The 15245-nt window shown below is 38.9% G+C and carries 11 protein-coding genes; all 11 read left to right on the top strand.

The genetic code is table 11. The annotated features are described in order from the left end of the window. The first annotated feature begins 349 nt into the window (after positions 1-349). A complete protein-coding gene (locus tag QE429_RS22820) occupies positions 350-1684 on the top strand; it encodes an ABC transporter substrate-binding protein (RefSeq protein WP_307290292.1) in 1335 nt (444 codons plus the stop codon). 67 nt (positions 1685-1751) lie between these two features. Beyond that, entirely contained in the window at positions 1752-2690 is a 939-nt protein-coding gene (locus tag QE429_RS22815) for a carbohydrate ABC transporter permease (RefSeq protein WP_307290291.1), read from the top strand. Between the two features lie 19 nt (positions 2691-2709). Further along, positions 2710-3534, top strand: a complete 825-nt coding sequence (locus QE429_RS22810) for a carbohydrate ABC transporter permease (RefSeq protein WP_307290289.1) — start codon at positions 2710-2712, stop codon at positions 3532-3534. Positions 3535-3558: 24 nt separating this feature from the next. After that, complete coding sequence (locus QE429_RS22805; protein ID WP_307290287.1) at positions 3559-4914, top strand: FAD-dependent oxidoreductase; 1356 nt, start codon at positions 3559-3561, stop codon at positions 4912-4914. After that, positions 4914-7466: a glycoside hydrolase family 38 N-terminal domain-containing protein gene (locus QE429_RS22800; protein WP_307290285.1), complete on the top strand. Its 2553-nt coding sequence runs from the start codon at positions 4914-4916 to the stop codon at positions 7464-7466. Before QE429_RS22805 ends, QE429_RS22800 begins: the two co-directional genes overlap by 1 nt. A gap of 41 nt (positions 7467-7507) precedes the next feature. Beyond that, a complete protein-coding gene (locus QE429_RS22795; protein ID WP_307290284.1) occupies positions 7508-9196 on the top strand; it encodes an ROK family protein in 1689 nt (562 codons plus the stop codon). A gap of 79 nt (positions 9197-9275) precedes the next feature. After that, complete coding sequence (locus QE429_RS22790) at positions 9276-10226, top strand: acetylxylan esterase (RefSeq protein ID WP_307290283.1); 951 nt, start codon at positions 9276-9278, stop codon at positions 10224-10226. Between the two features lie 43 nt (positions 10227-10269). Beyond that, entirely contained in the window at positions 10270-11802 is a 1533-nt protein-coding gene (locus tag QE429_RS22785) for a DUF4127 family protein (RefSeq protein WP_307290282.1), read from the top strand. Between the two features lie 152 nt (positions 11803-11954). Next, on the top strand, positions 11955-12980 hold the full coding sequence (locus QE429_RS22780) for an acyltransferase (protein ID WP_307290280.1): 1026 nt from the start codon (positions 11955-11957) through the stop codon (positions 12978-12980). A 218-nt stretch (positions 12981-13198) separates the two neighbouring features. After that, a complete protein-coding gene (locus QE429_RS22775; protein ID WP_307290279.1) occupies positions 13199-14227 on the top strand; it encodes a glycine-rich domain-containing protein in 1029 nt (342 codons plus the stop codon). 445 nt (positions 14228-14672) lie between these two features. Continuing rightward, positions 14673-15227, top strand: coding sequence for a GNAT family N-acetyltransferase (locus QE429_RS22770; RefSeq protein ID WP_307290277.1), 555 nt, complete (start codon positions 14673-14675; stop codon positions 15225-15227). Positions 15228-15245: the final 18 nt, after the last annotated feature.

The raw sequence follows: 15245 nt of genomic DNA, 5'->3' as shown, positions 1-15245 counted from the left end.
TTTCTTTTAAAATAATGGCTGTTTTAAAGAACAGTGTTGATTTATACATCCTGTTGATTGGAGCGGAAGGCACGAAGACTCCTGTGGGAGTATGGTTCAGGGGAGACCCCGCAGACGCTTGCGTCGAGGAGGCTCGCCGAAACACCCACGGAAAGCGAAGTGCCTGGAGCGGAAATCAACAGGCAAGTTTAACAGAGCCGAAATAATGTAAGAAAAAACAAAAATGAAATTAATTTTCAAAAATAAATTAAAAACTAAAATAATTTTAAAAATAGATTGCTATATTTTTCTTGCGGGCTTATAATCGTATTAAGAAAACGCTTTCTATTATTTCCAAGGGGGAAAAGAGATGAAGAAACGTACAAACAAGATTGTTGTAGGCTCGTTAGTCGCTGCACTTTCCGTCGGTTTGATGGCTTGCAGTAATAATGAAACAAGCAGCACAAAAGAAAAAAAATCAGCCAAGTCAAATGAACTTACAGGTAAGGTTACACTTTGGACAGCATCTTTGGCTGGAGAACCGTTTGATACATATTTCAAAAACATCGAGAAAGAGTTTGAATCCCAACACCCTAAATTAGATGTAGTAATTGAAGATGTTCCACAGAATGAAATGGAGCAGAAGGTATTAACTTCACTTACTGGAAAAGATGTTCCTGACGTAGTGAATTTAAATCCACACTATATGTCTAACATCGCCGCACAAGGCGGGTTACTAGATTTAACAAACGAAGTTAGTGATGAAGTCAAAAAATCATTTGTAGAAGGTCCATATAAATCCGGTATTTACCAAGATAAGTTATACGCTCTGCCATGGTATCTCACTACGACTGTTTCTTGGTATAATAGCGCTCACTTTACAAAAGCAGGCGTAACCGAACTACCAACAGACACAAAAGGAATCTATGAAACTGCTAAAAAGGTAACAGAAGCAACAGGAAAACCATCCTACTTCCCAGTTATTAATGATGGAAATGCAATCATGGAGAAAATGGTTTCCTTGGCAAATGGCAAGCCAATTGTAAAGGACGGAAAAGCAACATTCGAATATAATGATGCAGTTCTTGAATTCTTCACAGTAACACAAAAAATGTATAAAGAAGGATTAATTCCGCAAGAAACAGCGGAAGGATCTATTAAAACAGGACAGGAGCTCTATATGGCAGGAAACCTTTCTTTCCTAGAAGGCGGTGTAACGTTCCTTGGACCAGTTGAGTCAGGTGCTCCTGATGTATTCAAGGCATCCAAAGCAGGTCAGCCATTAAATGCAGCTGATGCTCCAGTAAACGTTGCCGTGATGAACTTTGCTGTACCAAGTAAAACGCAAAATAAAGAAGCAGCAGTTGCCCTGGCTGAATTCGTTTCAAATCCTAAAAACCAATTAGAATTTGCGAAAACGGCTGGTACAGTATTACCTTCCACAAAAGAATCTTTAGAAGATGATTACTTTAAAAACCCTGGCGATTCACCTAAGGCTCTTGGTATGTTAGAAGCATCTAAGTCACTTCTGCGTGCGAAGGTATTAATACCACCAACAGAAAATAGTGCAGATCTTCGTGCAGCAACAAAGGATATCTTTGTTAAAAATCTACAAGGTAAACTTTCGCCTAAGGAAGCATTGAAGCAACTTGCTTCAGAATGGAACAAAGCATTTGAAAAAACAGGTGAAAAGGTAACATTCTAACGAATGAAAAGGGGCTAGCTTTTTTACCAAAAGGCTAGTCTCTACTTTTTAGAAAGGGAGTTTAAATATGAACAAGGAACCGGTTGTCGTATCGAATACAAAAACAAAAGTTGTCCGAAACAAGCGAAATGGGAGTATGAAGAATGTCACTCCTTGGCTGTTTTTACTCCCATCTATTTTAATTTTGGGTATCTTTCTTGTTATTCCAATTTTAGAAGCCTTTAAATGGAGTTTCTTGGACTATAAAATCATTGCGGATACAGGTGAATTTGTTGGATTCGCTAATTTTAAAGAGATATTTGAAGATCAACATTTTTGGACAGCATTAATGAATACATTGCTATTTTTAGTGATTGTTCTCCCGCTAAATGTCTTTTTACCAATGATTTTAGCAGTCATAGTTAATCAAAAGATTAAAGGAGTTAGTACTTTTAGGGTCCTCTACTATCTCCCGGTTATTACTCCGATGGTAGTAGCGGCATTAATGTGGAAAATGCTTTATTCACAAGATAGTATTATTTCTACATTGATGGTGAAATTAGGGATTTTCGATTCTCCTACAAACCTGCTTGTTCAATCCTCTACTGCACTGATTGCCGTAGCAGCGATTACAGTATGGAAGGGTCTCGGGTACTATATGATTATTTATTTGGCTGGTCTTCAGTCCATTCCAAAGGATGTTTATGAGTCTGCTAGTATTGATGGGGCTTCTGTTATTCAACAATTTAGAAGAATAACGGTTCCTATGTTAATTCCATCTGTAACACTGGTATCGGTAATGACGATTATTGCTGGGATGAAGGTGTTTGAAGAAATAGCCCTTACTACAGGTGGCGGGCCATCTGGAGCAACTACTACGCTGGTGATGTATATCTATCAAAAGTTTATGAGTCTAGACGTGAGTGTGGCTTCAGCTGCAGGTTTAGTATTATTACTTTTAGCTATTGCTGCTTCTCTATTACAAATGAAGTTAACTAGTAAACGGGAAGATGACCTTAGAGCATAGGAGAGGGGAAGAGCGGAAAATGAACAAAAGAAAAACGATTCAAAAGGTATGGCTCTACGCCCTGATGCTCTTCATCACGGTATTAACAGTAGGACCATTTCTTATTACTTTATTTATGGCTTTAAAGTCTCCTAGTGAGGGGATTTATGGGTCTGTTTTACCAAAAGAACCAACACTAGAGAACTTTGTTGTTTCTTTTGAAAAGGCAAAATTTGCGACTTATTTTTTGAACACGGCTATTGTTACTGGAATCGCTATACCATTAAACCTACTGTTTTGTAGTCTGGCGGCCTATCCTTTGGCGAGAATGGATTTTAGAGGACGTAGTGTCGTCTTAGCATTAATTATTTCGACGATGATGGTTCCTTTTCAACTATATATGGCCCCACTTTTCCAACTTGCGGATCAGTTTGGTTTACGTAACACACACCTTGGTCTAGTAGTCCTGCAGGTATCAACGGCTTTTGGTATCTTCTTGATGCGCCAGGCTTACTTAAGAATACCAAAGGAGCTTGAAGAATCTGCTTATTTAGATGGAGCCAATAAGTTTAAGGTTTGGTATAAGGTTGCCCTGCCTTTGGTCAAACCGACACTAGTGACACTAGCCATCTTTACCTTTATGGGAACATGGGGAGATTATTTATGGCCATTAATAAACTCTACTGAAAGCAGCATGTATACACTCTCAATCGGTTTAGCACAGCTTTCGCAAAATTTTGATGGATCGAACTTAAAATTAATTAGTGCTGCTTCTATTTTAACAACTATTCCTACCTTGCTTATTTTCATATGGCTGCAAAAATATTTCATTTCTGGAGCAACCGATGGAGCGGTGAAGGGATAACCATATGAAAAAGGGGTGAATGGAGTGAATACGGTCACTTTTTTCGGGAGAAAAGTTCCTATTCTATATGAGATGGACTGTGTGGTGGTTGGCGGTGGGACGGCGGGAGCCGCTGCCGCGATCACTGCATTGGAAGAAGAAATGACGACACTGGTCGTAGAGAAGACAATCAGCCTAGGTGGTACTCAGACGAATTCACTTGTTTCGCCGATGATGCCAACGTATGTAAAAGCAAACGGTGTTAACCGTTTAATTATTGAGCGACTTCAGCAGGAAAACATTCAAACAGATGATGGAACAACGACCTGCAGTTGGTTTAATGTTGAAGCATTAAGCTACGTACTAGAACAATTGATTATCGAACGAGATGGAAAGATTCTTTATGACGCAAATTATATTGATTGTCTAATGGAAGACGGGAAAATAACTTATATTGTTGTAAATACTTGTAACGGCTTATCTGCGATTAAGGGAAAGACATTTATCGATGCTACTGCAGATGCCGTGTTATCACGCTCTGCAGGTGTACCGGTCGTTTCTGGAAATGAAAATGGACAGAACCAGCAAATCTCTTTCCGTTTTGAGATGGGGGGGATTGATGTTCCAGCACTAAGGAAGTTCATTCTTTCACAAAATGAAACTTTCTGTAAAATCGATAACCCTGAATTTTTTGAGATAGCCATGGTTCCTGGAAAAGGTCATGTACTTGAGCCATTTTTTCAAAAGGGCTTAACCAATGGAGATTTAGTGGAAGAGGATCTACGTTATTTTCAAGCCTTTACACAGCCAGGGAAACCAACCGTGATGTCCTTTAATTGCCCACATATCCCGGGCGTCTTTCAAACAACGGATCCCAAACTTCGCTCTGAGGCAGTAACCAAAGGGCGTGCAATGATTCGGAGGCTAGTACACTTCCTGCCAAAATATATCCCAGGGTTTGAAAAAGCCTTTTTGTTAAAAGAGGCTACACAGCTCGGAATTCGAGAATCTTATCGAATTATTGGTCAATACATCCTCACCGAGAGAGATTATCTCAATCGTGCTAGGTTTCTGGACGGAATTGCCCGGGGAGATTGGTATATTGATGTTCATAGTGTAACAAAGGAAACAATAGAAAAGCCGAAATACTCGAGGGGAGAATATTACGAGATTCCGTATCGTTCTCTCATTACAAATGAGATTGCTAATTTAATTGTTGTAGGTAGGCATATTTCTAGTACCTTCCTTATGCAGGCATCACTAAGGATTCAGCCAACGGTTAGAGACATAGGTCAGGCAGCAGGACTTGCCTGTGCTTATTCAGTAAAGAATTCAATTGATCTGAATCAAATAGATGGCAGTGAGATAAAGAGACAGCTCGGTTTAGTGGAGGAGAAGTAATGAATCAGACGAAGGAAGTATATATTTTAAATCATACTCATTGGGACCGAGAGTGGTATGAGACATTTGAAGAATTTCGTTATAAACTTCGAAACGGACTGCGCTATGTCCAAGAATTAATAGAAAATGGAACTCTAGAAAGCTTTTTCCTTGATGGGCAGACGATTGTGCTTGATGATTATCAAGAGATTGTCAGTCAAGAAGAGTTTGAGCGTTTTCGGTCACTCATTCAAGAGGGGAAAATTGAAGTTGGTCCTTGGTATTTGCTTGCAGATGAGTTTCTTGTCTCTGGTGAATCGATCATTAAAAACCTAGAGATAGGGATCAATAAAGCAAAATCATATGGTTCATCCTATAATATTGGTTATTTGCCAGATACTTTTGGACATATTAGCCAAATGCCACAAATATTACGGGGATATGAGATCGATCATGCGCTAATTTTTCGCGGTGCTGTTTCCGATCGATTCGAAAATAACTGGGAAGGTTCAGATGGTAGTAAAGTTTTTACCTTTGTTCTCCCTCTATTCGAAGGGTACTATCAAACCTTTTTGAAGCACGAGACATACATGGAGGAAACAAAGAAGTATCTTGAAAGTAATGATCCCTATTTAAGCTATGGCAAGACATTGATCATGAACGGTGCTGACCACACTTTTACTGGTGCGGATATCAAAAGCAAAATTAATCAGTTAGAGAAAAGTTTCCCTAGTATTAGTTTCAAGCAAACGTTAATGTCGGAATTTATTTGTACTTTTAAAGGGGATGTACCTGAGCGGATAATAACTGGGGAGCAACGTGACCCCTCTAAGATTTTTATCTTGCCCGGAGTGTACTCAACGAGGTCTTATCTAAAGGAGCAAAATCAAAAGTGCGAAGATCAAGCCATTGGTGTAATGGAGGCACTTAATGTTTGGACGAATGGTCAATCGAACTCAGCAGAATTCATAGAATACGTGTGGAAATTGATTCTGCAAAACCAGCCACATGACAGTATTTGTGGTTGTAGTGTCGATGAAGTGCATAAGGAAATGGAAACAAGAACCCAAAAAGTCTTAAGCTCGATCCACCAATTTTCTTGTGACAATTTGAATATGTTATTCCCTTTTGAGTTTTTGAACAATACAGTTGATAATTCAACTTTATATTTAGTAAATAATACGCCCATTATCGCTGAATATCCAGTTAGAGGCACAATTAGGATTCCAGTTGAACAAGATCTCGGAGCAATAAAATTGTTTGATCAAGATAAAGAGATCCTGTTTGATGTAGTGAAAAGGGAACAACGAGAAGAATTCTTGCGTCATATTCTTGCTGAACCTCATTATGCAGAGTATGTAATCTATGATATATCGTTCACGATGCCTTTTGAAGGTGCTGAAATCAAAGCGTTAAGAATAGAACGGGTTGAAATGAGATCAGAACCGACGATAGGTATCTGTGAGGAAGTTATTGAAAACGAGTTTTATCGAATTCGTTGGACAGAAAAAGGTCTACAAATAACAGACCGTTTAAAGAACAAGGTTTATGAAAATCAACATCAGTTCATCTCTTCTTTAGACGCTGGAGATTCCTATAATTATTCCCCACCTATTCATGATGTTATTAGCGAAGCGGTTATTACCGGGGTGAGTGAACTAATAAAGGGTAAGACGTACCAATCTTTTATCCTACATTATAATTTAAGACTTCCTCTATCCTTAAATGAGGAGAGGACGGGCCCAAGTGATCAATATGTGGTGAATAAGCTAACTACAAGGGTGACTTTATATAAGGGGAATCGATTGGTTTATTTCAAAACAAAGGTAAAAAATGAGGCTAAAGACCAAAAACTTCGTGTAGGTTTTTCTGTTTCAGAAGCATCCTTTAGTTATGCAGATACTGCTTTTGACTTAATTAGACGAGAAACACTCCGTGAGAAGCAGTTGGATGTGCCAAAAAATAAAGAGGCTGTCATGAATCAATATCCAACCTATTCATCTGTTATAGCTAATGAACATCAACTGGTACATCGTGGCTTGCAAGAATATGAGGTTGAAAAGTTTAATGGATTTGATATGGCATTTTTAACCATGATCCGTGGAATCGGATGGTTGTCGAGGAGGGACCTTCGTACCCGTGGAAACGGTGCTGGTCCTGGATTTAAGACACCTGGTGCCCAATGTCAAGGAACATATGAGTTCGAATATGGATTAGTTTTGGGAGAAGAACAGCATTCGTTAAATCATAAGGCGCTGCTGCGCCAACCAGTTTTATGCCAACAATCGTATCAGAAGAAGAAAGAGCAGAAATTATTTGTTCAAACATCACCAATAATTGTATTTTCTTCCTATATAATGAAAGAAAAAGATACATTTGATATTCGACTATTCAATCCGACCACCCAAGACCAAACGACGGAATTGAGATTTGGATTTTTGCCAGAGACCCTTTCTGAAGTGAATTTTATCGGAGAGTGCAAGGCAACACTAACAGCAGGACAAGAAATAACAATTGCTTTTCGGCCAAAAGAAATTAAAACCATTCGTGTGAAAAGAAGTGGCCAGTCATGATAAAGTCAATTGTTCCAACCAAAGGGATGAAGGTGATTTAGATGAGAAAGTTTATAGCGTTTGATATTGGCGGAACGTTGATTAAGTATGGTGTCCTACATGAGGACGGCACTTTTATTGAAAAGCACGAGTGTCTTACAGAAGCGTATTTAGGCGGAGAAGCCATTATTAGGAAAGTTATGGATTGTGGAAGAAGTCTAATGGACTCACATACCATCAGTGGGATTTGCATCAGTACGGCGGGGCAGGTCGATTCTAAAGAGGGAAAGATTCTATACGCCTCTTCCTTAATTCCGAAATATACGGGAACTCCTGTAAAAAAAGAGTTAGAAGCTTTTTTTCAATTACCAGTAGAAGTAGAAAATGATGTGAATTGCGCGGGGTTGGCAGAATCATGGATCGGAACCGGAAAAGATGCCAAGAGCCTATTCTGTTTGACTATCGGTACGGGAATTGGTGGCAGCTACATTTTAGATAATAAATTGCATACGGGTCATAGCTTTAGTGGTGGGGAGATTGGTTATATACCTATTGAGGGGGATCAATTTCAGGAACTAGCCTCTACTAGAACCTTAGTTAGAAACGTTGCTAAATTAAAAGGGATTGAAGAAAACGAGCTAAATGGTAAAGCTATATTCGAATTGGCACAGTCAGGTGATGAGATTTGTATTCAAGAGATTGAGCGCATTGTTTATTATTTATCAAAGGGAATTGCCACGATTGCTTATATGATGAACCCAGAAATGATCATTATTGGTGGGGGTATTACCGCTCAAAAGGATTATTTGTACCCCTTGATAAAAAAGCAACTACAAAAGGATATTATTCCAACCATTTTGGAAAAAACCAAAATTGAGATTGCGCAAAATCTTAACAATGCAGGCATGATTGGGGCATTACGTCATTTTCTGCTCCAAGAATCACTTCAGCCTTTAAAAAGTGTGACTACTATTATTGAATCAAATTTGCATAAGCTCACCAAAAGAGAGCAAATGATAGCCAAATACATTATTCAAAATTTAGAATCTGTTCCAAATAGGACTATTTCAGAGTTATCGAGACAAATTAATGTTTCTGAAGCAACCATCACCAGGTTCTGTCAAAAACTTGAGTTTGGCTCGTATAACAAACTTCGCTTATTAGCCAAAGAAGCATCTGTCAGCACGAGGTTGTATGAACCATCTGAAATGACAAGTATGTCTGAGGTAAAGGAATCATATTTAAGTATGATTAAAAAATTTGATACTCTTCACCAACAGAAGGATGTTCATGAATTGCAGCAAAATCTGCAATTGGCCAAGCAAGTATATTTATATGGCGGTAACGGATTATCCCATGTGGCAGAGCAGTTCAAATTTAAGTTAATGAAGCTTGGTTTCATGGCCGATGCTTTTACAACTAGCTATCAAATGGAGATGTCTGCTTATGCACTTACTCCAGAAACAACCGTGATTGCATTAAGCAACTCGGGTTACACATCTGATGTTGTCAGTATGCTTGAGAAGGCAAAGGATATTGGCTGTGTAACCGTTGGAATAACTAGTCAACAGGATTCTCCACTGGCAGAGTTATCGGATATTTGCTTACTGATACCTGCTACAGAAGGAAAAGAAAGCGAAACTAGTTTCAACGGTGAAGTGTCGTCGTATTACTTATTGGATGTCATCTTAAAAGAGCTTCAATCCAATCAAACACTTTCTGTAAAAAAAAAGATCATGGTAATGGAATAAATATTCAATGGTAGGAGCAGGCGGAATATGATTCCACTGCTTCTTCTGTTTCAGCATTTTAAAAAAGGGAGGAAAGAAGATGAACCTCTTTGACCTGCCGATTGAGCAGCTTCGTACTTATTTGCCAAATCAAACCAAACGACATGATTTTGATGCTTTTTGGGATCACCACATTATGGAAAACCAACAGTATCCTTTACATATAAAAAAGATGGAGCGTTCATACTGGGTTCCGGATGTTAAGGTTTATGATATATATTTCGATGGATTTCGAGATTCACGTATACATGGTGTTTATGTTACTCCATCAGTTGTAAATGAGAAAAATCCTGGAGCTGTTATTTTTCACGGATATAATTGGAATACACTACAACCACACTACGCATTTAAATATGTCATGCAGGGAATTCCTGTATTGCTTGTAGAGGTTAGGGGACAAAATCCTGCTTCTCCTGATTATCATTTGTACGAAAACGGCGGTTCCTCAGGGTGGATGACATTGGGAATTAAGAATCCAGATCAATACTACTATGGCAATGTATACATGGATTGCTATCGAAGTGTCGATGTGGTACGGGAGTTATCGGGTAAATCAAATGTACTCGTTGAGGGCAGTAGTCAAGGAGGGGCCCTTGCCATTGCGGTTGCCGCCCTTCAAAGAAATATTCTGCTGGCACTCAGTGATATTCCTTACTTGACCTATTTTAAACGTTCAGTTCAATTGTCAACAGAAGGCCCCTACAGTGAAATTTATCATTACTTTAAAGTACATGATCCTTTACATGAAACGGAAAATATAATTTATGGAACATTAAGCTATTTTGATTGTATGAATTTAGCAACTAGGGTGAGTTGTCCGACTCTTATAGGAGTTGGCTTAGAGGATTCGGTTTGTCCTCCTTCAAGTGTTTTTGCGCTATATAATCATTTGACGTGTAAAAAGGACATTCGGATTTATGCTGAATATGGACATGGACTCCCTCCACTACACGAGGAGGAAAAGTTAAAGTTTTTAGCCACCCACATCTAGTAATATAGAGAAAAAAGCCATCAAATTAATAGAAAGCGGTGTCATGATGAGAGTAGTTTATATTCCTATTGACGAGCGTCCTTGTAACGTGGACTATGTACAAATGATTGCCAAGTCTTCAACTGAAGTAGATTTGCTTGTACCAGAAAATCAACTATTAGGGTATAAGAAGAAAGCGGCCGATACAGAAGGAATATGGGAGTGGATAACCCACGTTGTCAAAAAATCAGATGCTCTTATTATTAGTATTGATATGCTAGTGTATGGTGGATTACTTCCATCAAGACTGCATTATTTATCACCCGATGCGGCAACGGTTTGGATGGAAAGATTACGTTCTTTACGTAATGCCTATCCCAATTTACCTATCTATGCTTCCAACTTAATTATGAGGACACCAAAATATAGTTCGAGTGATGAAGAACCAGATTATTATGAACATTGGGGCCGAGAAATCTTTCTGCGATCTTATTTAGTTGATAAGAAAGTGCGAGAGACTTTATCTGTGGAAGAAACAGTGCAGCTAGAGGAAATTTGTGCGCGGTTGCCTAAGGAGCATATAGAGGATTATGAAGCAAGACGTAGTTTCAATTCATTCATTAATAGTCAAATGTTGGACCTTGTAAAAGAAGGAGTTATTACGTTTCTAGCAATACCTCAGGATGATAGTGCGGAGTTTGGGTATACGGCAATGGACCAAAAGAAAGTTGTAGCTAAACGTAATGAGCGTCGCTTACATAAAAAGGTCCATATGTATCCTGGTGCAGATGAAGTAGGAGCCACATTGTTAGCAAGGGCTTTTAATGAATATAAGGGGCAGCGACCAAAGATTTTTCCTCTTTGGAGCAGTACACTTGGACCACAGTTGATTCCGATGTATGAGGATCGTCCTTATGCAGAAAGTTTAAAGGCACATGTATTAGCAGCAGGCTGTCAGTTAGTAGACCGGGTGGAGGAAACGGATCTTGTGTTGGCCTATAATACACCCGGCCGTGTGATGCAGGAGTCGTGGAATCAAAAAGAAAAGGATATTACCTATACTAGCTTCAGGAATTTATTAACGTTTGTAGATCAGATAAAACCGTTGATTGGTTCGGGGAAAAAAGTAATTGTGGCAGATTCCGCTTTTGCTAACGGTGGAGATGGTGAGTTCATTACACTTTTAGATGAAGAGAATATCTTAGATCAATTACTTTCTTATAAGGGTTGGAATACCAACTGTAATACGCTTGGAACGACAATCTGCCAAGGGGTTTTAGGGACTTCTGGGAAAAATGAAGTCATTAGAGAAAACCTAATTTATCACTTGCTTGATGATTATTTTTATCAAGCTGAAATTCGGATGGAAATGGTAGCAGATCTTCTTCCAAAGTTGGGCTTAACTTATTTTGATTTAAAGGATACGGCTGAACAAGTGAATCTAGAACGGGACCAGAGATTAAGAAGCCGATTTAAAGATATGATAAAAAATAGCTTCCAAGACATCGAGATAGAGAGAATAAGTAGCTTTGCACCGTGGAATCGAATGTTTGAATGTGGACTATCTCTAAAGACGAAAAGGAAAGTGGAATTTTAGAGAGGTTTTGTCGCACGATTTATGAATGTAAAGAGGCCTTTTTTTGAGGTCTTTATTTTTTTGTAAGCTTTGGAGAAACGAACATATTGCTTGCGATATAGGAAATAATAGGAGGGCGGACTGCACGAAAGTACTGGAATTGAGGTTAGAAAATGGAAAGAAATTATGCAATCGACTTTATTAAATTTTTTGCGATAGTGGCTGTTGTAGTCATCCATACCTTCCCTAGCGATGACAAAATAGGTTTCTTTTTACTTGATAACTTTTCAAGGTTTGCTGTACCTTTCTTCTTTGTTGCCTCGGGGTATTTGTTCGGTCTCAAAGTGATAAATAATCCTCAACCTGCAGGTTATTTTAAAAGATATGTAATAAAAATACTAAAAATATATGTATCCTGGCTTTTGTTTTATATCGGTTATGATATTCTACGGATTGCCTTGAGTGGAGAAAATGTTAAGCACGAACTAACCAAATATATTAATGAATTGACCCCTCTCAATCTCTTTTATTATGGGCATGGAACAAGTGGGTATCAATTATGGTTTGTGATTTCTCTAGCTTGGAGTATGTCTGTTGTATACCTGTTTTTTAGACTGAGAAAAATAACGCTGCTACTATTTCTTAGTCTTTGTTTGAATATAGCAGGCCTTTTTGGACAGTCATATTCTATGTTCGCTGAACTAACCTTAACTTCCACAAGAGATGCTCTATTTATTGGTTTATTTTATACAACCCTGGGGTGTTGGTTTGCCTACAGGTTACCTGTCATACAGAATTGGAAGTTTGAAAAAAAAACTTACTTATCGTTGATCGGTTTCTTCTTCATCCTACAGGCAGCTGAGGGGTATTTTTTGACAAAGGTGCTATTAGCGAAGCAGGGAGAATACTTTTTATCGACTATAGTGCTGACTTTCATTTTGTTTTTGTTTATTGTTAATAATCCACAGCTTGGAAAAGGCGTATGGATAACAAAAATAGGTGGCAATGCTTTGGGGATATATGCTGTACATGTGTTATTGATCGATATTGTAGACATGGTGTTTAACACCTTCGGCTTAGAAGATTTTTCCCATTATTTATTATGGAATTTGCTAGATGCCTTTCTTGTTTTTACATTATCCTATCTAATTTATCGCTTTCTTCAGCAAATAAAGCCCCGTGAGCTTTTTGGGCGGTGAGGTGTGGGGGATTCTACACAAATCGGGTGTAATTCTACACGAAGTTATAGGAATTCTACAAAATCGAAGAGGAATTCTACAATTTATGGATAATTATACCTAAAAGCTTCCGTATGCTGTATATACAATTGACGATCTTCATGAAGAGGATCGTTTTTTTTTAATCATGAAACTTTTACCAATTTAGTTTCGTATTACACTATCATTGGGGAAGGAAGGTGATTCATGTGGTTATTGGTGTTGTGATGGGGGCTCTTGTGCTTGCAGGAATCGTTACAGGAGTAGCGGTATCGGCGACAAAGAGTCAATCTAAATTAAAGAAAGAAAATATACCGGAGCAATTAGGGGTGCTGACTGATGTTCCAGTGACACCGTTACTTGAAAAATTAGATTCCGCTTTGAATGCAGATTATATTGAACAGGTGAAGTACCGATTTCTACAAGAACACCCGAAGCAGACTGAAGATGAGTTTGAGTGGCGGATGTTTGAGTTAAAGCGCTATTTCTTGCTTTCAAACATGTTGAAGGAAACGCCGATGTTTAGTTTAGTGGTAGACGAAGTATGGCATACGATGTTGCTTTTTACTCAAAAATATCAAATGTTCTCGGATCGCTTTGTTGGAAAAATGCTGCATCATACTCCAAACACGAACCCAACGCCTGCACCACAGGAACGAGCATTTTTTGATTGGGTGTTCTCTCATTTATTTTCTATTACCGAGTATAGCTGGAAGTCGTGGGGCAGTTTTTTCAGATACCCTTTAGATCAACAGATTTTACAAGAGTTTAGGGAAGAAAGTAATGATTGGTTGATTAATCGATATTTTAAAGTGAACGACGAAAACAGGGGTACCGTTGAGTATCTTGTAATGAGAATGAAACAGCAAGTGAATGAAGTGGAAATGATGTATCAAGTGGACGAAAAAGGTCAATTTACGAAGCAGCGTCATTATGGGGAAATGACGAATCTAGCGCTTGCAATGGTATTTTATTCTTCTTTTTACTTTGATGATTATTGGATTTATGCAAGTGAATATACCTATGCGAAAGCGGCGAATTACACAAGTGGCTGCTCTACGGCGACATTTTGCGGGACTGCATCGTATGATCATGATAAAGGCGGTGGTGGCCATCATGACGGAGGTCACGGGGGGCATCACGGTGGCGGTCATGATGGAGGTTCCAGTTGCTCGAGTTGTTCCGGTGGGTCTAGTTGTTCAAGCTGCGGTAGTGGATGTTCCTCTTAACAGAGGAACTTTTTTTTGTTTTGGCTGTATTAAAGAACAGAGTTGATTTTTACACCCTGTTGATTGGAGCGGAAGGCACGAAGACTCCTGTGGGAGTATGGTTCAGGGGGGACCCCTCAGGCGCAAGCACCGAGGAGGCTCGCCAAAACACCCACGAACCGCTCGTGCCTGGAGCGGAAATCAACAGGCAAGTTTAACAGAGCCTTTGTTTTAAAAAACTAATCAAACGTTTGATTGAATTCTTTTGAACCCTTGGTACATAAGGGATCTGCGAACTAATCAAACGTTTGATTAGGAAAAAAATGGACGATTTTAATTGATGTAAAATTTAAAAAACTATATGATTAAGGTAACTAATTAGCAGGAGGATGAGGCTATTGCGTACGATAAATGGTTTTTCTAAGAGTTATGAGGTGAAAAATAAAACGAATTAAAGGAGATTCAAATGACCATTATCAATTCAAAACTTTTTTACGGTGAACGCGTAAAGCTAACTGCAGCAAGAGAAGATGACGTAGAGATTATGATGAAGTGGGGAGAAGATGCAGAATATCTACGTAATGTGGATACAGATATGGCCCTTCCAAAAACCAAGGAACAGTGGGAGGAAGAAGGAAGCTCTGGATCCAATAGTGCCTACTTCAGGCTTCGAACCATTGCTGAGGACGAATTAATCGGATTCGCTGTTATTCATAGCATTGAATGGAATAATCGCGCGGGCATGTTGGCGATTGGCATTGGCCAGGCGGTTCATCGTAACAAGGGATATGGGTCAGATGCCTTGAGGCTGATCCTTCGTTATGCTTTCCACGAACTAAATCTTGACCGGGTAGGGTTAGAGGTAATTGAATATAACAAAGGTGGAATTAGGGCATACGAAAAGGTTGGATTTCAATTAGAAGGTCGTAAGCGCTCCATGGTCTATCGGGACGGAAAGCGATATGACGTGCTTGTGATGGGCGTTTTACGACATGAGTGGGAGAACCTTCAAAAGGTGTAAGAAGAACAAGGAAAGAGC

The organism is Bacillus sp. SORGH_AS_0510 (assembly GCF_030818775.1).
In the GTDB taxonomy this organism is placed as follows: Bacteria; Bacillota; Bacilli; order Bacillales; family Cytobacillaceae; genus Neobacillus.
Note: the sequence above shows the minus strand (reverse complement) of the source record. Positions and strands in the feature narration are given on the sequence as shown.

What these genes read in the sequence shown, in the direction of transcription:
- QE429_RS22820 (WP_307290292.1), top strand. Translation starts at nt 350, where the DNA reads ATGAAGAAACGTACAAACAAGATTGTTGTAGGCTCGTTAGTCGCTGCA.
- QE429_RS22815 (WP_307290291.1), top strand. Translation starts at nt 1,752, where the DNA reads ATGAACAAGGAACCGGTTGTCGTATCGAATACAAAAACAAAAGTTGTC.
- QE429_RS22810 (WP_307290289.1), top strand. Translation starts at nt 2,710, where the DNA reads ATGAACAAAAGAAAAACGATTCAAAAGGTATGGCTCTACGCCCTGATG.
- QE429_RS22800 (WP_307290285.1), top strand. Translation starts at nt 4,914, where the DNA reads ATGAATCAGACGAAGGAAGTATATATTTTAAATCATACTCATTGGGAC.
- QE429_RS22795 (WP_307290284.1), top strand. Translation starts at nt 7,508, where the DNA reads ATGAGAAAGTTTATAGCGTTTGATATTGGCGGAACGTTGATTAAGTAT.
- QE429_RS22790 (WP_307290283.1), top strand. Translation starts at nt 9,276, where the DNA reads ATGAACCTCTTTGACCTGCCGATTGAGCAGCTTCGTACTTATTTGCCA.
- QE429_RS22785 (WP_307290282.1), top strand. Translation starts at nt 10,270, where the DNA reads ATGATGAGAGTAGTTTATATTCCTATTGACGAGCGTCCTTGTAACGTG.
- QE429_RS22780 (WP_307290280.1), top strand. Translation starts at nt 11,955, where the DNA reads ATGGAAAGAAATTATGCAATCGACTTTATTAAATTTTTTGCGATAGTG.
- QE429_RS22770 (WP_307290277.1), top strand. Translation starts at nt 14,673, where the DNA reads ATGACCATTATCAATTCAAAACTTTTTTACGGTGAACGCGTAAAGCTA.